Source organism: Bremerella volcania (assembly GCF_007748115.1).
Lineage (GTDB): Bacteria > Planctomycetota > Planctomycetia > Pirellulales > Pirellulaceae > Bremerella > Bremerella volcania.
In genome coordinates, this window is sequence record NZ_CP036289.1 from 796,356 (window position 1) to 815,106 (window position 18,751).

The window sequence follows — 18,751 nt, forward strand, 5'->3', positions numbered from 1 at the left end:
TGTTGGCCGAGAAATCCATTTCGCGTTCAAACCTTGGTTAGGCTGCTTTTTTCAGGGTCGAAGCGGACGCTAGTGGTTTCTTTGCTACGATTCCATGGTTTTGATAAAGCCGCATCCAATTGTGCGTGTCTTGCTTTCGTGAGGCGGGCACCGGCGCGGTGAAATGGAGACGCGTGTCAGTAAACCCGGTTGTCTCGACCGCGAACGCCAATTGGTATGGCTGAATAGGACGCACGTGCGTTTGATCGGTATAGAAGAAGCTTAACGATTCAAAGCAAAACGGATTGGGTGTCTCGAGCAGTAAGAAGCCGCCGGGAGCCAGTTTTTGGTAGCTAAGCCGTAAGAGTTCGGTCACGGTGCCAAATGGCATGTGCTCGATGACGTGAAATGCGGTTATTCCACACAGGCTGTTGTCGGGAGCCATGCGGAGTTCATCAATCGCGTCTCCATGCCGGGCTTCCAAGTTGAGTTCATTCAGCTTCCGGATCATCAAGGCGCTGGTATCGATGCCAACCGCGTTGAATCCTGCTTCGTTCAGAATTTCTAGGAGTTCTCCTCGTCCGCAGCCAATATCCCAGACCGGAAGCGATTGCACCGACTGGTCGACGTCAATCGTGTCGAGGACGGCGCGTAGCTCTTCACGTACTTTGTCCATCGGACCACGAAAGAACATTTGCATCAGAAGGTATTGATGCTCTTCGTCCGTAATGCCGTCTTCTTCGACCAGGAAGTCCGACATTTGCCTCCGCGCGGATTTCAGCCGATCCGCCAATGGATCGGGGAGAAAGTGGATTGGAGGGAGCGGCGGCACCGAGAAGAGTTCCTCTTGAAGCTTCCGGATGCTGCGTCGTTGCCCAAAAAATGGTATGAGGGAAAAGACCGTATCTCGAACTGACAGCATACGAAGGCGATGCTTTTCATAAATTCGCCGAAGCCACTTCACGTCGAACTCTCCCACAACCAGCGTATAAACCTGGGGCTCGTCTGGCCGTTGACCTTCTTCGCAAATTGCCAGATATTGCTACGTTTCACAAGTCGTCTGAGAGGGACTTGAAGTTGATGGGCTTCGTAAAACTCTCTGGACGATGCGAGAAGGTTGTAAGAAATCACAAGCGGTTGGGTCAATACGAGTATTAGCCCATATTGATAAAGTCGACCCCCTCGTTGGCATGGGCCAAGTGCATTCCGTGTTGTTGAGGAAACGGACATGCACAGCCATCAAGGCAACGGCCGAGATATTTCTTTGCTCATTAATTCCCGCGAAAATCCTTACGCGGCGTCTCTGAGTTCGTCATGCAAGAATGGTGTTTCCCCGTCGACGATCCCAGCGCAGATGGTATCGAGCGAAGCACAACTTCCAGGAAGAAGCGCATCGAGAGTCTTAAACGACAGGCGAGCGCCCGAAACTTGAAACTCGTCGCTGACTTCGTAGAGGGGGAAGTCCATCATCAACTTAAAGAAGTAATGATAGGCATATTTGGTAGCCAGGCCGATCGAGTCTGGCACGCCGTAGGGAAGTTCCGTGACTCGGTCCAACAACTCAAAGTATTCCTCTGCCGATTCGACGTCATAGGAATACCCCTTTCCACGATTGAATGTCTCGCCTGCTACGATTAGAGGCACACCGAGCATGGCGATCTCGACCCCCATCCGGGCTCCGTAAATCAGGGCTGCACTGCTCATCTCGGCAAGCGTATACGAATTCATTTTGCTTTCCGGTCGAATGATCTTCACGTTTGCCGGAAGCTGGGGGAACTCGCGTTCGATCTCCGCAAGAATAGGTTGATTGGTAGGCAGAGAACCTCGGCCGCCGTTGGCTTCAGCTGGATGAATCCGCACGACGAGTTGCACATCGTCCCGCTTGCCAAAATAGGTGATGGTGCGATTCAGCCAATCCAACATATTGTCGAACGCGTTGTATTGAAAATAGAGTTGGGCATCCCATAGGACATTGGTGAACAGGCTGACAATCGGCCGATCGTCGAGTCCTAATTCTTGTCGGATCGCTTCCGGCGAGTCGATGGAATCCTTGTAGTAGGCCGCGTACTCTCGTCCACCGAGCCGCTTACCGGCGATATAAGAGTTCATCCGTTCGCGGCGGGCAGGGGTGAGGGGAAGATTTTCCCACAGATGTTTCGGTTCGGTGATCAAAGTGCGATGGTACGTGTCTTTGTGTGAGAGCCAGATTGAGTTCTTCCGAAGCGGCGTACCGTAGACGACAACGGGAATATCGTGCTTTCTAGCCACTTCACAGAGCGTACCGTGGGTCACGTAGACACCATGGACCGCAATCACCCGTTCGGGCTTCAGGTCTTCGATCAGTCGTTCCATCAAGTCGACCACCATGATCGAGGCAGCCAGAAATCTTCGACTCTGGGCTCGAGTTTCAGGATTATCGAGCAACGTACCACGACGTTGAACACGCACCGTCGTCGCATACGCATGTTCGCCGACTGCGATGTCGCGGTAGGTAAAGTCCCGGAACTCGCTGAACGGAACCTGATCGACGATCTTGAGGATACGGGCAAGATCCTCATGCTTCGCATAGTCGCTGAATGCGCAGGTCTCGATCGGCAACGCATCGTATCCCTGCTCACTATCAAGCGTGCATTGGGCGCAGATGTCCGGGCGCGCCGCTTCCGCGTGGCTTGAATCGACATCCTCGTACGGGGGTACGAATTTGGCGTTGGGATTATATTCGCATGCCGGAAGCGTATTGTCGCATCGCAGCATGGTCGGATTCTCACCACGCAATCGCAACGCCATGGCAAATATCGATTCGAGCACAAGACACTGCTCGGCACTACCCCAAGAGGTTGCGAACAATACTCGCGTCCCGGTCGGGGCTGGGAGGTTGCTGACAACAGCGGGACTATTCGCAAGAACCTGCTGCCATTGCGATCGCAAGCTTGGATGCCGGACGACATCTCCACTCAATGGATTGATTAGCCGCTTGGCAAATGTGGTGCAGCTGCGAACAAGTTTGGTAAGTTTGCTCATCCGATGGATCCTATCCGTGTTCGTTCACGCGGCGGCTATCAATAGTCTTAGGCGACAAGTCGTTCCACTTGCTGCATGTCTTCCAGCGTGTCAATGCTCACGAGTTGTTCGTCGATGACAACCGCGCTCACCTTGTCCCCCATGATCGATTTTTTCTCGAGCAAACAAGCGCGGCTAATCGCATAGGCTGCGCCGTTGCGGGTATACGTTGGCTGAAGTTGTTGACGGGCAATGATCTGTCGCCCTCGCTGATCGAAGTGGCTCAGGTTGCCTTCTGAATCGATTTGTAATTGTTTCAGGGGATGGTATTTCAAATCGGTGGGAGAAACCGTCCAGACCGCGTCATAATCTCCCTCGGCACAACGCTCAATCGTTTGCGTGACGTGCTCGATAGTTCGCTGAGGGCAAGTTGGTTGTAGCATCACCACGATGCCATAGGTAACGCCATCGATCTTTTCGGTTTCCGTGAGAGCATGCTGTAGCACTTCCAGGTCACCCACGCGATCCCCGGAAAGCTCTGGAGGGCGATAGAACGGCACGTCGAGACCCACCGCTTTCGCTTCGGCGGCAATTCCGACATGGTCGGTCGATACGACCGCACGATCGACATACTGCAATTTCTGAACGAGTTCGCCGGTGTAATGAATCAACGGCCGACCATTGAGCGGACGGATGTTCTTCAGCTTAACTCCCTTGCTGCCCCCACGAGCCGGAACGACAACAAGCACACGTTTATCCTGGATCATTTATGCAGCCTTGATGTTGGAGGCAATGTTTTCCAATACCTCTATCAATTCGGTAAACCGAACAATTTCGTACGGTATCGGAGCGACAAAATCCGTATGGTCATTTCGGACTCCAACAAACAAGCATCCAAAAGCTCTTGCGGCGTCCCCGTCTCGTTGACCATCACCGACAAACGCGATCTCTTCGGGGAGACAGTTTTCGGCTTGCCGAATTTTTTCGAGATTTGCGACCTTCGAAGTTGGTGAGCCGAAGACCCCTTGAAAACGCTGATGCCAGCCTCGTTGACGAACAATGCGCTGAAGCGGTTCTTCCAAGGTGGCAGAGTTGATGTACAGCGGGATCTTGCCATAGAGTTGATCAAGTATTTCGCTGGTACCAGCTACTTCGTCGCACTCCGCCACCGCCGACTCGCAATGTTCGTTGTAAAGCGTAGCGTATTGCTCGATGCAAGCAGAGCGATCGAACTCACTTGGTAGCAGGCTCGGATTCAGAAGGTTATCGACAACGGCGCCGATCACATCGTATCGGTTTCCGTCATAATTCTGGCGAATGCAAAGGTCGATCTGGCCAGAAGATATTTCGGCGTCTTCAAAGATCCGGAAGTACGCATCCCGTTTGATGGCATTGGACGCGACCAGCACCCCGTCGAAGTCGAATACGATCGTACGAATCGTAGTATTCATTTAGGTTCGCCATCCTTGACGCATGGGGATGTTAGGCCGCCGGTCGGCAAAAGCCGTACAGGTAATCCGACTTCTTTTGCGCCTCAAGGGTCGACTTCCATACGTCATCGAACACGGGGCCAAGAGCCGCGTCATGACCGTTGCCCGTCGGTTTTCCCTCACGTAGCCACGCGGCGAAATTCGCGAAACTGAATCGTTGAACGTAATGTGGCTCGAAGGTCATGCCGCACTTGGTCGAAGCGGAACGTAAGCAATCCTCGTCGAAATACCAGGGATGGACCCAGCGATAGAAGAATGATCGATATGGATCTCCCGAGAACTCAAGCAGGGCATCACGGTGATTAGGAGTGCTTAGAACCAGCACGCCATCTGATTTCAGGAGACGCCGGATGCCAGCCAGGAATTCGACCGGATCGGCAACGTGCTCGATCACACTGAAGCAGACAGCCACATCGACCTTGCCTGCCCACTCTACAGCAGCGGATTCAAGCGAGCCATAGACAAGATGGCCTCGCTCGATGAGGGAAGCATGATACGATTTGCCTGGCTCAATGGCGATGGAGGCTTCGGCTAGCCCCTTGGCGACGTCCAGGAACGAGCCGCCTGCACAACCGATGTCGGCGATGACTTTGCCTCGGAAAGAGGTGCCTTTCAGAAATCGGGCTTTGTCGAACTGTTCGTCGTCGTGGCGCGAGAAGTAGTCCTGAGGATCGGCCTGTTCGCCGACGTCTTCGCGGTACTCGTCCGACTGGTAGTAAGCTTCAAGGCTTGTCTGTCGCGGCGGCAAATGGCTTACACCGCAGCCATTGCACTTCCAGACGGTGCCGTCGTCATACTTGCCAAAGACACCATCGCGTACCGGGCCTTCGTATTCCGCTTTCCAATCGGTGGAATTACAAATCGGGCACGTTTGATTCATCGCAGATTGCATGACTAGGCGGCCATCCTTCGAATCGCTTTGGCAGGTCGGATCTGATACCGTCCCCACTGATTTACCCGCGTTTTTCGCGAGTCGGCGTCCATGCTGTTGATCGATTTGTCCTCGTAAAACGAATCGCACAGGCCGTGTTTGCTTGAGATTTCCTCGAAAATTACGCCGGTATCTGTCCAGAATTCGTGCCACACGCCTTGCTGGACAAGCTGCATATCGCCTGGATAAAGCGTGTAGTGGCGTCCTTCGACGACAAGTTCCAGCTTGCCATGCAGTACTACAAACGTCTCTTCCTTGGCCTTGTGGTAGTGGGCTGGATGACGTTGGCCAGGCAGTTGGATGATTAGTTTTTTGCAGTATTCCCGGTTGACGAACGTGATCAACGTCGCGCCAACTTCACGGAAATTGCCGACACCGAAGTGATGGGAAAACTCGGTTTCGAAAGTTGGTGGAAGCGAGATTTGGGCTTCGTTCAGCATCGCTTTCATGCCATGGATGGCCGAAGTGAGTGCCTGGGTGTCATCCGGCTTTGGGCGATCAGCGTACTCCCCCAGCAAGGCTTGGTCTTTGGCTAGATCCGCGGTGGCGACGATTCCTTCGGCCCATTGGCCCGAAGTCAATTGCCCTTCGTTGAGGGGCATTGCGAAATAGACATCGTCACGCGTGATCTGCTGGCCTTTGGCAAGCGGACGTCGCAAGTAGATGCCTCGCATCAAACTGCGAAGCGCATCGGTTTCTTCCGGCTGGGGCGGAACGCGCTCGAGGGAGCCGCAGATCTGTCTTGCTTCGATTGCCGCTTTCATCCATCGATCGACCTGGGCGGGCGTCGACGAATACTTGTTGAGTTTGATTGAGTCCGTTTCAATCCCGACGTGCCGCTCGAGCATGCCGGCACCCAGGCCGATTGCGATATGCACGGGGGAAGTTTCATCTGGTTCTTCATGAGTTGAAAAACCGATGACCTTGTCGGGATAACGCCGCTTTAGAGCGCTGATCTGATTCAGGTGCAGGTGTTCTTTGGGGGTTGGGTAAATCGACACGCAGTGCATGATGGCGCAGCGCACTCGACGATGATCGAAGAAGCTCACGAGGTTATCGATCTGCTTCATGGTCAGTCCGCCGGTGCTGAAAATGACCGGCTTGTTGGCTTCGGCAATCCGTTCCAAAAGAGGCCAGTCTGTGGCAGAGCAGCTGGCGACCTTCAGAATGTCGATATCGAGATCCGACGCAAAGTCGACCGACTCTTCGTCAAACGGAGTCGCCATGGTGATCATTTCATTGGCACGCACTTGGTCAACGAGACCCGCGAACTGCAGGTTCGTGAGACGCGTCGACAGAAAGCGATCGACATGCCGGTTCGAGCTTCCTTCGAGATGATCGGCGTGAATGAACGTATCAAGATGGCGAAATTGAAACTTCAACGCGGTCCGAACGCCGTTTTCACGGGCGACTTCCCCCATCGCGCGGATGATATTGGTTGCATGTTCCGGATCGCCTTGATGGTTGTTTGCCAAGTCAAGGACGAAGAGGCCATTGAAGTTGAACGGAGACACGGGAACCTCACTTAACGAAGTGAACGGTGCATGAGCAAAGGACCGGCGGCTTAAGCGCATCGACGATTTGAAATGGGGTGCGGCTGAGCTTTCGCAGGACAGGCGGAAACTGCTTCGAGCAAATAACCACGCTGATAATCCAGCTGCATGCGGCACGATTGCGAGTCGCTTTCGTGGGCCGCGGCAATGACCAGCATTGTGTCGAGGCCACGTGCTAGCGAGATAGGCGATTCTGGAGCTGAATCTTCCAGGTGTGCGGCAATATGTCGCAGCTCTTGAATAAAGTCGTCGGGACGCGTCTTGGGAAACTCGGCGACGACAGGAGCGACGTCTTCAACCTGTAAGATGACAGCGTCGCAGCCAGGCTTGTATCCGATGACGATTTGCAGCGAGCCTCGTTCGCCATGTACGACGGCACGCTTGGACGGTGGGAACGTGACGACGTCTTGGACCACTCGCCCAACTAGTCCAGCTTCTGTTTGTAGATTCAACATGCACTGGCTATCGTAGGTACCCTGGTCATGGCTTTCGTACACCATCTTGGCGTCGACTTCAGAAACACGTCCGCCATCGCAAACATGAGCCAGGTGTTGCCAGAGATTGAGCGCGTGCGAATGTTCGCCACTGGCGCCGCCACCGCGTTGCCAATATCCAAGATAGGTATCGGATGGACCACTTAACCATGGATGAGCGGCGAAGATACCTTTCCAGTGCTCGCGGAATTCGACGTCAATCCAATGGACTTGGCCCAGCACCTGGTCGGCCAGATGTTGGCGCCCGGCAGTCACCGCGCGGGAAACTACGTGATCGTATCCAACGAATAATTTGGTATCACCGGCTTCCTTGCAGAGCGTTTGAGCCAGTTCGAGCGATGGCTGGCAGACCGGTTTTTCGACCATGATGGCCCTAGGGTTTTCGGCTAAGGCCTGCACGGCCAACGGCAGGTGATATTCCGGTGGAGTTCCCACGAGAATCAGGTCGAAACCACCCTGAGGAGCATTGTCGTTAGTACAAAGCTGAATCGCAGGGTCCCACGTGCCGTAGCGGGCGGGGTAAATCTCTTCCCGCATTCGGTTTAGAGCGGCCTCGGAGACATCGCAAACGGTTACATCCCAGCCGAGTTGTCGCGATGCATTTGCGAGATGATTCCCGATCGAGCCTGCCCCATAGATTTTTACACGCAACATTACCAGCTTCCTTGCTTGGGTCTCCTGGCGGCTGATAATTCGATCGAAGACCAGATTTCCAGCCGAACATCCTGTAACAATTCTCGCTCAAACCACCGCTACAATAGCGAACCCAAAGATGCCGCGTGAATCACGATGACCGAGACAACCGTTGGCGCCGAGCTTTTCCGTCGTAAGTCTCGACAAATTCAACGTTTGGTGCCTATTGATTGGAGCTGAAAATAGCTCAGCCCGAAGGCAGTGTGAGGCTGTGTGGAAGCAATTTAATCCAAAGCCCTGCGTAGCCACAATAGCGAAATTCGGGACGCCCAAACCCAATCTGCCCACACTTTTTGACGTAGGGGGAGCATCTCAATCGTCCCAGCCGACCGACGATGGATGACTATCTCCGGCGGAAACGTTGGGTAGGTGACGTGATTGTTGTTCGCCTGTTTCGACGCGTTGACACATAGGATGCCTGACTGAAATGGCAGATAATAGGCAAGGTGATGTCATGAAATATCTACCTAGAATGCCCAGTTCTGCGGGGTGGAGCACTTTGTCGGGAAAAATCGCCGGAACATGGAAGAGAAACGTTGCATGCCGGTCCCCTCAGAGCGACAATCAGGCGCAACCTGCCTAAGAACTTTCGTTCTCCACCTCCCGCCCAGTCAGGACCCCGGACATGACGCACCGGATTCCTCAATTGCTATTCGCCTTGCTCATCGGTCCGGTAATCGGTTCGAACGCTTTGGGGCAAGAGCAGATCCCCAACCAGGAGCGTGCTTTCTTTGAAGAGAAGGTCCGTCCGATCCTGGTCACCCATTGTTACGAGTGCCACGCCGAGGCATCGAAAGAGATTGGTGGGAAGCTGCTGCTGGATAGCCGTGCAGGGATCTTAAAAGGTGGCGAATCTGGTCCGGCCGTTGTGCCTGGCGATCCTGAGAAGAGCTTGCTGCTGGACGCTTTACATTACGAATCGTTCGAGATGCCGCCTGATAAGCCCCTCTCAGAATCGGAGATCCATGTGATTTCGCAGTGGATCCAGCGGGGGGCTTGGGATCCGCGAACGAAAGAGGTGAAAACTGGGCCGAAGGAGAGTTGGACACCGGAAGAACTGTGGTCATTCTATCCACGGAAATTAACGGATCCTCCAAGCGTCGAGCAGAAAGACTGGCCGCTAGGTCCGATCGATCAGTTCGTGCTGCACCAAATGGAACAGGCCGGGGCCCAGCCCACGGCCGATGCTGAGCTTCCCGCGCTGCTTCGACGCTTGTACTACGACCTGATCGGTCTTCCCCCCTCGGTGAAAGAAATCGAATCATTTGTGCAAGCGGCGACGAAAGATCGCCAGCTTGCCATGCAGGCAGTGGTGGACGAGTTGCTTTCGCGACCTCAGTTTGGCGAACACTGGGGAAGGCACTGGCTTGATGTTGCTCGGTACGGTGAGTCGAATGGGAACGACGGTTTGTCCCGCAATGCCACCTTCCCCCATGCCTGGCGGTATCGCGACTATGTCATCGACGCCATCAATCGCGACGTCCCCTACGATCGGTTTCTGACCGAACAGATTGCCGGCGACCTGTTGCCTGCCGCGACAGCCCAGGAGCGAAACCGATTGCTGGTTGCGACCGGCTTCTTGGCCATTGGCTCGAAGCCTGCATCGGCGATGAACAAAGATTTCCCAATGGATATCGTTGACGATCAGATCAACACGGTCAGCACGGCCGTCATGGGGCTTAGTGTTGCGTGTGCCCGCTGCCATGACCATAAGCACGATCCTATTCCAACTCGCGACTATTATGCCTTGGCGGGCATTTTCAAGAGTAGTGAGACGCTCTACGGCGCCGCAGGCAACGAGAAATTGACCGCGCCTCCAACGGAACTGCATATCCTGCAATCCGAACTCCCCGACGCTGGCGCGAAGCTTGAACAGATGAAAGCTTCCCTCGATTTACCTGCCGAATACTTTGACCAGACCCAGCAGTTAAATCCAGCGGTAAACGTTCCGCTTGATCAATTGCCTGAAGGGTGGAAGGAAGTCGGCTCGTCGAAGTTTTCCCAAGCCGAGTTTGCCCAGCTCAGAGAGTCTTACCTGGAAGGGAGCGCCGCCGATCTGACGGCGGACTATACCGTTTCGTTCTGGTTCAAGAACGAGATGGACAACAATGCACGGCCAATCACGACATACCTGTTTACCCGTGGTGAGCTTGGTAACAAAGAGATTCCTGGCGACCACCTGGGAATCGGAGGAACGCATGATCCAAAACGAACCGGGCGGTTGTTCGTATTCAACGGCAACAAGAAGAAGGCTTCCCTGGGTGGATCGACCATCATTTCGCCAGGGACGTGGAATCACGTGGTCATGGTCCGCCAAGGGGATCGGATCCGTGTGTATCTCAATGGAGTACAAAAGCCGGAAATTGATGGCAAGCTCGAATCGACCTTTGGCAATGAGAGTCGTTTCAGCTTCGGGGGAAGAAGCGAAGGCTTCGCACCCCTCACGGGAAACCTGGCTCACTTCAGCTTGTTTTCACAATCGCTTTCCGATACAGATGTCGTTTCTTTGCACGATGCCTCAGGCCGCCCTAAGGGGGTAACGCAACTTGGACTGGCAATGGGTGTTCGGGAAGCGACGAAGCCTGCGGACTGTAAGGTGCACATCAATGGCACCAGTGCTAAGTTGGGGGCTGAGGTGCCACGCGGTGCTCTCACCGCATGTTGGAAGGCAGTGCAGGGAGAAGCGTCCTCACCGATCGTCCCGGACCTGACGATTCCCGACGCCGGTAGCGGACGACTTGAATTGGCCCATTGGTTAACCGATCCGCGGCAACCCCAAACGTGGCGCGTGATGGTGAATCGAGTCTGGCTGAAGTTGATGGGGGAAGGGCTGGTCGCAACGCCGGACGATTTCGGCGTGTATGGTGCCCGGCCGACACATCCGGAACTGCTCGATTGGCTCGCGCAGGACTTTATTGACCGTGGCGGGTCGATCAAAGGATTGATTCGCTCGATTGTGCTGAGTCGAACGTATCAGTTGTCTAGCGACTACGATTCCATTATTGCCGATCGCGACCCCGAGAACCGATTATTGACGCGGCATCGCAAGCGACGCCTAAGCGCCGAGCAGCTACGCGACTCGATTCTTCTGGCAAGCGGAGCACTGAACCTGGAGCCTGCCGCAGGGAGTTCTATCCAAGACATCGATGCGCTAATCAACAAGCCTCCGCATGAAGCATCGACGTTGCATCAGCCGAGCAATCATCGCAGCATCTATCTTTGCTACATGCGAAATGCCCCGCCTGCTCAACTGGCGGCCTTCGATTTACCCGACGGACTGAAAGTAACCGGCAAACGCAATCAAACCGTGTTGCCAGCGCAGTCGCTGTTTCTATTGAACAGTCCCTTCGTTATCGAGCAGGCAGAGAACTTAGCATCGAAGGTAACCGCGGATCCCAAGGCCACGACCGAAGAAAAGGTCACGTTCGCCTTCCGGCAAACATTACAACGCGATCCCAACGAGTCCGAGTTACAACAAGCGGTTACGCTCATTGATCGGCTCGAAAGCGAAAACTCCAGTGCGTCCGATAGCCACCAAGTGCATCCCTGGGCCGTCTTGTGTCAGGGCTTGTTCGCCGCCAATGAGTTTCGCTATGTCGATTAAACCCCACAAATGACAATTGTTGGTACCCAGCCAAACACGAGGTCTCCCATGATTCCATCTCGCAGAAACCTGTTGCAAGCAGCATCGTGCGGGTTCGGGTACTTGGCCCTATCGGCACTATGTCAGCAGTCGACTTTGGCAGAATCTTCTGGTTCGTTGGAGCCGAAAGTACCGCCGCTGCGTCCGAGAGCCCGACGGGTCATTTTTCTGTGCATGAGCGGCGGGCCGGCTCAATTGGATTTGTTCGACTACAAGCCGCAAACAGGTCAGAAGAAGCATCCCGGTTCGGTCTATCCATTCAGGCAGCGCGGCGAAAGCGGCCAATGGATTTCGGATCTCTTGCCGGAAACGTCGCGACATGCCGATAAGCTTTGCATGATCAACGGCATGCATGCCGATACTGGCAACCACGCGCAATCGTTCCTGCAACTTCATACTGGCGAACGGCTCCGGCAGCGCCCCAGCATGGGCGCGTGGATCAACTATGGCCTGGGGACCGAGAACCAGAATTTGCCTGGCTTCATCAGTCTAAATACCTCGAAGCCCTCCGTTTTTTCAAGTGCGTTTCTCCCGCCTGTCTACGAGGGAACGCCGATCGGTACCAACGGCGAGAACATGTCGAACGCCACAATCAACAACATCCGTGGCGATCATCTCTCCGACAAGGCCAAACGTCAACAGTTGGATTTCATCCAGGCTCTGAACCAGCAGCACCTCCAGCAGAATCCAGATGCGGGAAAGCTGGAAGGGGTGATCGAGTCGATGGAACTCGCCTATCGCATGCAGAGTACCGCACCGCAATTGCTCGATACCAGCACCGAGTCGGAAGAAACGCTCCAGCGATATCGTGTTGGTAAGTCGCTTTCGGTTGGAACTTGTATGCCTTCTGATTTTGGCCGCCAATGCCTCTTGGCCCGACGGTTTGCGGAAGCAGGCGTCCGTTTCATCGAACTCAATCATGGAAGTTGGGACCAGCATAAGAACCATCGGCGCGACTTGGAAGCCAACTGCGAAGTCACCGATGCCCCCATCGCAGCGCTGCTGGACGACCTCGAGATGCGCGGAATGCTGGACGACACGCTGGTTGTCTGGGGAGGTGAGTTTGGCCGACCAGGCTTGACGCCGGACAACGGCAAGGACGAAAGTGGACACAACTACCGCGGCTTCACCTTCTGGATGGCTGGCGGCGGAGTGAAGGCCGGCTACACGCACGGCAAGACCGACGAGACTGGCTCACGCGCGGTGGAAGGGAAAGTTCATTTTCGCGATCTGCATGCGACTATTCTGCATGCCCTTGGGCTTGAGCACGACCGCCTGACGTTCTTTCACGAAGGAAGAGAACACCGCCTGACCGGACCAGAAGGTGGTAAGGTAGTCCACGAGATACTTGCCTGAGTCTCTCGCTCTTGGTGGCAACTGCGTTGTACGCATCACGGCGAGAAAGGTCATCGGTAGTAAATAACCGTTGGAGGGAACAGCGTTTCGAACGGTTTTGGCGAAAGGATCAGGTCCCGACAGGTTACGCCGTCTTTGCCGAAGGCCCGCCACCTGTGCCAATCTCGCCAGTGGTCAAAGCTGCTGAGGGTCAAAGATGGACGTGTCCTGAGCACGTGATCGTGTTACTTCAATTTGCATCGGCACGACGGACATTCCTGCTCCGATTCTTGTTCCAAGTAGTGCCGAGTTTTTAATCTTGAATTACTCCCATGATCGAATCAGGGAGAGAGGCAATTCGATGTTCTTGATATGCAGTAGTGGCCGGTTTATGTCGGCCGGAACGATGCTGGCGTAAAGAAGCAGGTCGAAGACCAAGCGTCCATCCTGTGCAGGAGCGTGGGTGTCGTTCCAACTCGCCAGTTCCGTGACCAGCATATGAATCAAATCGCGTCTTTGATCGGGATCGAGTTTGATCTCCGTTGGAGGAAGAAGTCTTTGGGCGGATGAAACGGGAATCTCTAGTATCGGTTGAGGGTTGCTGCTTCCTAAGTCTACTCGCCCTGAGGCATCAAAGGCATATCGCATTTCCAGGCGAGCCAGTCGTTCTGGCCGAATCACGTCGGGAGTATTGGCGAAGAAAGATGTGAATAGCTTCTCAAGATGTTCCGTCAGCGACCTGACTGTTGGGGGATCGGACAAGGGGATCGGATCGGTTACCAACAGGTGAGGAATCAGAGGATCTGCGAGCGTGACTTCTCCCGTTTTATAGACGAAATCACTACGCACTGCGTATTTTGGATCGCCCGGCGTTGCGGACGGCGGAACGAGTACCAGATTTCGCAACATGTGACTGCGCGGCTTGCTCGATTCAAAACGCAAGACGTCGATTCCCTGTACCTCGACCAGGCGACCTCGATAACCGTCCGTTTCCACGGGATCGGGTTCCAAAAATCTAGCGGTTGTACTGTGAGGTTCCAACGTAACCTCAGCATCGGTGCTAGGAAAAGGTCCAATCAATGTGGCCAACTCGTCAATATCTTTCCAACGAATCCGAGCCAATCGATTGTCAGGCGAATTGGGGACGCCGGGTGTAAAGTCGTCGATTTCGTATTCAAGGCGACGATCGCCCACCCTGCTCACAGCGGCGGAGGAAGGTGCAAGAGCCATGGTCGCCAGGGTTTCGGCGACTGCGGATGTTCGCTCGACGAAACGCTTCAAAAACTTTGGCCGGTAGGCTGGGTCGATGCCAGCGGTGCGAAGTGCCTTGAAGTACTGGTTGGGGTTGGGGAACGAAGTGTGAAACAGTAGTAACTCAGTCAGAAGGTCTCGGCTGACCGCCATTGCACGCAACGTCGAGGGAGCAACGTTCAGGTCAACGGTTAGACGCATCGTATCTTGTTGTTCCATTCTCGCCTCGTAGACCAACTGATAGTCCCAAAAGCGCGCGTTCTGCAATGTCGGTGTCAGGTCACTGTCTTGGCGGTCGAGTGAAAGCTCGGCCGCATGACTGGTCAGTCGCGGCGTATCGGGATATACGCGTAGAGGAATCGGGATGTCGACCTGGTTACCGCCGGCGACGTCAATTGAAATAGGGTTGATCAATGTCAGCCAGCGCGAGTCTTGAAAGCTCGCTTCTACGCCGCACGGGGTCGATCCTTTTTTGATGTCGTATTCGAGGTGCGTAAATTGGAACGTCAGCGAGCGCGATTCCGGTGGCCTACGGTCCGAAGATGGCTGATCGATTAGAACTGTCAGGCGGGGTGGCTGTTCTTCGAACGGGCTCTGAAAGCGAATCTTACTATTCTGGTAGTTTAAAGTAACGCTGGAGCGCTGCTTTTCGGCTATCTTTCCGAACCACGCGATTCCCCCTTGCTCGCGATGAGATTGCATTGCGACCGGAGGAATCGCGTCGAACTGCAGGATCACGTCCAGACCGTAGATCGCGTTTAGCGTACTCAACACGCGTTGACGAAATGCATTGCGAGCCGATGTCTGAGCACAAGTCTGAGGATCCGGAGCGTTCTGATAAAGCCCGACGATCAACTGTTCTGGAAGACCGTTGGATATCTCTCGCTTCGCATCAATGATTCGTTGAAGACTGTCGCGTCCGAATTTCTTGTTGCCTGCCGTGGTGTCTTCCACGGTCAAAATCGAACGGACTGTGGGAGGCGCGAGGAATGATTCGACGGTACCCAGATATCGACGAGATTCAGCATCGATTTCTACTTCAGTGAACTTCTTGTCCAGTGGATCACCATCGCTGGCCCCGGGGAGTGGCATTGCCGCAGGGATGCCGTTCAATTCGCGACCTTCCAGCTTTGTCGTGAGAGGGCGGGGTGCAAATACAAGATCTGTTTGTTCCTCAGTGCGAGAAACCTGACGCAATTCTGGGACTAAACGTTTCTTGTCTAGAATCCAGCTTTGTGGGGTGCCGTCGTCGCGCACGCCCAGCGCGAAATGAAATCCCTGAGATGCAAAAAGCGCCTCGAACTTCGTGGCGAATGCAAGCATGCTTTGATCATTGCTTTTAACCTCGTCTCCTGGCAGAGAGATTGGGACTTGGACTTTCCTGGCGGAAGGAAACGCATAAGGGGCCGCATCCCAGGGCTCTTTAATTTTGGCGAAAAGGCTATCGTCGCCGTTTCGGAAAACGACCAGGGTGACGTCGAGAGAATAGAAGTCGGCAGGAAAACTCAAGTCAGGTTTGCCTAACTTGATGACGACATCGGGCAAGGGAGTCGCTGGGGCGTCGGGCAGTGGAACTTGATCGACAAACTCCACAAGTTCCCCCTTGCATTCGTTAAGAATTTTCGCAGGATCTCCGGTCATGCCCTTCAGGCTAAGCTCGATTTGGGACTGTAAGCGGCGATCATTCAACTGCAATTTGATTTGCTGATACCGCTTCCATATCTCGACGCGTTGTTCCAGAGTTAAGCGGTGCTCGGCCTGGTTGTCGACAACTTCCACGTCATATGGATTGCACTCAAGACGAACCACAAACTGGCCGTCTTCAATATCAAAACGCGATCGCAGACCTGGCCACTGGCGGGGATGGATGAGCTTATCAAAATATCGCAGCGAAAGGTCGATGCTTGATGGTGATCCGGTGGCCGCTGGGAACTGGTTGCCATAGACATCACAGAACCCGAAACTGACATGGATAGGGGGGCCGCCGATGCCTGCATAAGGTGTGGTGAAGGGTTGGGTAAGAACTTGTAGGACCCCATCCCATGTCCACGGCTCGGTTGTTGAGGCCCCCGAAGCCTGGACGTCCGAACTGTTGGCATTCGGATCGATCGCTCGTAAGGGAAGCGTTAACGGAAACTTACGATATTCCTCTGTATCGGGAGTGGTGACCTGGTAAGCGAGGCGGCTGAATAGGTTGTCCAGATAATGTCGGACTTCTTCATTGCTTAGATCCAGTCCGACACTGTCGGTTGGCGTCGCGATGCGGTCGCGTGTTACGCGAAATCCGACGCTCCCCGGCGGCATGCGAGTATCGAATTCGTTGACGGGATGAAATTCTAGGGGACCGGCTGCCTTGGCACGATCCAACCGTGCGTAAACATACTGAGTCGCGTCGCCTGATGGCGCGTCTGGGATTGGTCCGCTGACCCCGTTGTAATACGGTCGGACCGCTGGATCCTCTGAGGTCTTCTTGAAGCGAACAAGGATCTGAAGTTGGACTTGATCGGTGTTCAAGACTTCGAACAGCTCAGATAGCGGATCGTCGCCTGGTGAAGGCTCGTAATACAGATAGTACCCACCACCATTGACCAGACAGGCATTCTCTACCAAGCGAAGAAAGCCCCGTTCCTGGCCGATCGACGCGACGTCCGGATCGGCGACTTCCCGGGCGAGCAACGCGGCACCTGCTTCCCGGAAAGTAACCGAAGAAGGGGCCGTTTCCGTTGACAGGTTCGTACGTAGCAAAATGCACTGATTCGCGTCGACGTTGCTCGACAGGCTATCGGACGCAAATCCGTTCTTGCTCTCGCCAGCACCAGTGGGATAGAGAACAAACACTTCCGCTTGATCGCTTTGGAAGTTTCCTAGCAGTTCCGTAAGCCGTCGGCGATTGTCTTCCGACATGCCGACCAGTTCGTAAAGGTTTTTCACCGGGGAAGGCGGATCCTCGCCGGATGTGCGTTCCGCGGTCGTATCGACGACTTGGCGGATCAACATCGGAATCAGTGTAATCCATCGCAGATCCGTTAGCTCCTGGTCGGGTGGATCCGCGCCGGCCTGGTTGTTCTGACTTGCCACATCGGCGAAAAGCCGCAAACGAATCCTTTGGTCGACGTCGGTCGCGTCGGAATCTTTCAGATTATCACGAATCCGCTTCAGTTCCTGCTGAAGCCCTGATGAAAACTTCAAGATCGCAGGATGCGTTTCAGCAACATCCCATTGATAGGCTTCCGTAAATGCGAAACGACGAGGATTCTTTTCGATGGGGTTGATCGGCGCGGCTGAGCGGATCTGCGTCGGGACCGAATTCGACATGAACTGCTGCATCTGCTGCCCATTGATCGTTTCGGTCGTTGGAGGAACCGTACCGAAATTCACCCAACTTGCTGGCAGTGTGGCTGATCTGCCGAGAGCGACCTCGTAAGCACCAACTGGATCGTCAGGGTCAAATTCAGTGATCGAGAATTGTTGACCTGACCAAACATAGTGTCCTTCGAATGTGGCGGACGTAGTCGCGAGATCGGCAAATTGATCCGGGATACGCAGTCCGCTTAGAAAGTCGTTCGTCAACATGGCGCCGATTCGTTCAAAATCTATCTTTTGCGCCTCTTCAACCTCAAAGTCCCCGTCTAACAATTCCCCCAACGTCAGTGACTCTTGGCCACTGGCGACAAACGCATCGTGATAGGCGTCGTTGACTAACGAGACAAGTCGATCGAAGTACTGTTCAAAGAGCAGCGTTGCGTACGAAAGTTCGGATCGATCTTTCGCCGGATGGGTGACCCCAGGCGCATCTTCGAAACGCACCAACAACGATTCCAGTACCTCGTCAAACTGGTCTTCAAATTCCGAACTGCGTGGCTGGTGCTGGTGGAAGTCGATAAGCAGCGACTGCTCGGCGGCGGTCAACTGGAGCCCTGGAATCATTGGAAAGAAGACGAAATCCTTGGATTGCTCATCCGCTTCCGCGAAGCCCGACAGAACGACGTTGAAGTTTTGTGATAGCAATCGGACGATCTGGGGGTAGTCGAGTCCACGGCCAGTGCTTGTCCGAGCCAAGGTCTTGGGCAGCAGCAATCGCTCGCGCAGCCCTGAAGAATTATTGACGGAGGTTCCGTTGATTCGGATTTCATCATCGGGAACGCTCGGAAATCGCTTACCCAATTGGTCTGGAGTGAGCACCGTTGCGCGTGTCAGCGCAGGGGGTGCGAGATGGCACTGCAGGGCTGCCAGCCAAGCCACCTTGCAAAGTTGTTGAAAGCTGTCTCCCGACTCCCCCACTGGGATTCCTAAAGCGGCAACGTACTGCGGGACTGTTTCGGAGTCCACTTGACGTAGCGTCATCGCCGGGGTGAAGTAAAGTTCTAGTAGGGGCGCCATTG

The 18,751-nt window shown here is 54.4% G+C and carries 10 protein-coding genes; 2 read left to right on the top strand and 8 right to left on the bottom strand.

Translation table 11 applies throughout. The features are described from left to right. Positions 1-37 precede the first annotated feature (37 nt). From Pan97_RS03270 to Pan97_RS03300, 7 genes are all read right to left on the bottom strand, one after another. On the bottom strand, positions 38-739 hold the full coding sequence (locus Pan97_RS03270; protein ID WP_165698588.1) for a class I SAM-dependent methyltransferase: 702 nt from the start codon (positions 737-739) through the stop codon (positions 38-40). 530 nt (positions 740-1,269) lie between these two features. Next, positions 1,270-3,000, bottom strand: a complete 1,731-nt coding sequence (locus Pan97_RS03275) for a hypothetical protein (RefSeq protein ID WP_144970714.1) — start codon at positions 2,998-3,000, stop codon at positions 1,270-1,272. A 47-nt stretch (positions 3,001-3,047) separates the two neighbouring features. Then, on the bottom strand, positions 3,048-3,746 hold the full coding sequence (locus Pan97_RS03280) for an acylneuraminate cytidylyltransferase family protein (RefSeq protein WP_144970716.1): 699 nt from the start codon (positions 3,744-3,746) through the stop codon (positions 3,048-3,050). After that, positions 3,747-4,430, bottom strand: a complete 684-nt coding sequence (locus Pan97_RS03285; RefSeq protein ID WP_144970718.1) for an HAD family hydrolase — start codon at positions 4,428-4,430, stop codon at positions 3,747-3,749. 31 nt (positions 4,431-4,461) lie between these two features. Further along, positions 4,462-5,361, bottom strand: a complete 900-nt coding sequence (locus Pan97_RS03290; protein ID WP_144970720.1) for a class I SAM-dependent methyltransferase — start codon at positions 5,359-5,361, stop codon at positions 4,462-4,464. Positions 5,362-5,363: 2 nt separating this feature from the next. Next, positions 5,364-6,914: an N-acetylneuraminate synthase family protein gene (locus tag Pan97_RS03295; protein ID WP_196782268.1), complete on the bottom strand. Its 1,551-nt coding sequence runs from the start codon at positions 6,912-6,914 to the stop codon at positions 5,364-5,366. 50 nt (positions 6,915-6,964) lie between these two features. Further along, complete coding sequence (locus Pan97_RS03300) at positions 6,965-8,101, bottom strand: Gfo/Idh/MocA family protein (RefSeq protein WP_144970724.1); 1,137 nt, start codon at positions 8,099-8,101, stop codon at positions 6,965-6,967. A 664-nt stretch (positions 8,102-8,765) separates the two neighbouring features. On the opposite strand from Pan97_RS03300, the gene Pan97_RS03305 reads away from it, so the two are divergent. Together Pan97_RS03305 and Pan97_RS03310 are read left to right on the top strand one after the other, a co-directional pair. Then, positions 8,766-11,744 (top strand): DUF1553 domain-containing protein, encoded by a 2,979-nt coding sequence (locus Pan97_RS03305; RefSeq protein WP_144970726.1) that lies wholly within the window; start codon positions 8,766-8,768, stop codon positions 11,742-11,744. Between the two features lie 48 nt (positions 11,745-11,792). Beyond that, positions 11,793-13,139, top strand: coding sequence for a DUF1501 domain-containing protein (locus Pan97_RS03310; RefSeq protein WP_144970728.1), 1,347 nt, complete (start codon positions 11,793-11,795; stop codon positions 13,137-13,139). A 303-nt stretch (positions 13,140-13,442) separates the two neighbouring features. Here Pan97_RS03310 and Pan97_RS03315 read toward each other — a convergent pair whose 3' ends face one another. Continuing rightward, positions 13,443-18,749, bottom strand: a complete 5,307-nt coding sequence (locus Pan97_RS03315; protein ID WP_144970729.1) for a hypothetical protein — start codon at positions 18,747-18,749, stop codon at positions 13,443-13,445. Positions 18,750-18,751 lie beyond the last annotated feature (2 nt).

What these genes read in the sequence shown, in the direction of transcription:
- Pan97_RS03305 (WP_144970726.1), top strand. Translation starts at nt 8,766, where the DNA reads ATGACGCACCGGATTCCTCAATTGCTATTCGCCTTGCTCATCGGTCCG.
- Pan97_RS03270 (WP_165698588.1), bottom strand. Translation starts at nt 739, where the DNA reads ATGTCGGACTTCCTGGTCGAAGAAGACGGCATTACGGACGAAGAGCAT.
- Pan97_RS03285 (WP_144970718.1), bottom strand. Translation starts at nt 4,430, where the DNA reads ATGAATACTACGATTCGTACGATCGTATTCGACTTCGACGGGGTGCTG.
- Pan97_RS03315 (WP_144970729.1), bottom strand. Translation starts at nt 18,749, where the DNA reads ATGGCGCCCCTACTAGAACTTTACTTCACCCCGGCGATGACGCTACGT.
- Pan97_RS03300 (WP_144970724.1), bottom strand. Translation starts at nt 8,101, where the DNA reads ATGTTGCGTGTAAAAATCTATGGGGCAGGCTCGATCGGGAATCATCTC.
- Pan97_RS03310 (WP_144970728.1), top strand. Translation starts at nt 11,793, where the DNA reads ATGATTCCATCTCGCAGAAACCTGTTGCAAGCAGCATCGTGCGGGTTC.
- Pan97_RS03280 (WP_144970716.1), bottom strand. Translation starts at nt 3,746, where the DNA reads ATGATCCAGGATAAACGTGTGCTTGTTGTCGTTCCGGCTCGTGGGGGC.
- Pan97_RS03275 (WP_144970714.1), bottom strand. Translation starts at nt 3,000, where the DNA reads ATGAGCAAACTTACCAAACTTGTTCGCAGCTGCACCACATTTGCCAAG.
- Pan97_RS03290 (WP_144970720.1), bottom strand. Translation starts at nt 5,361, where the DNA reads ATGCAATCTGCGATGAATCAAACGTGCCCGATTTGTAATTCCACCGAT.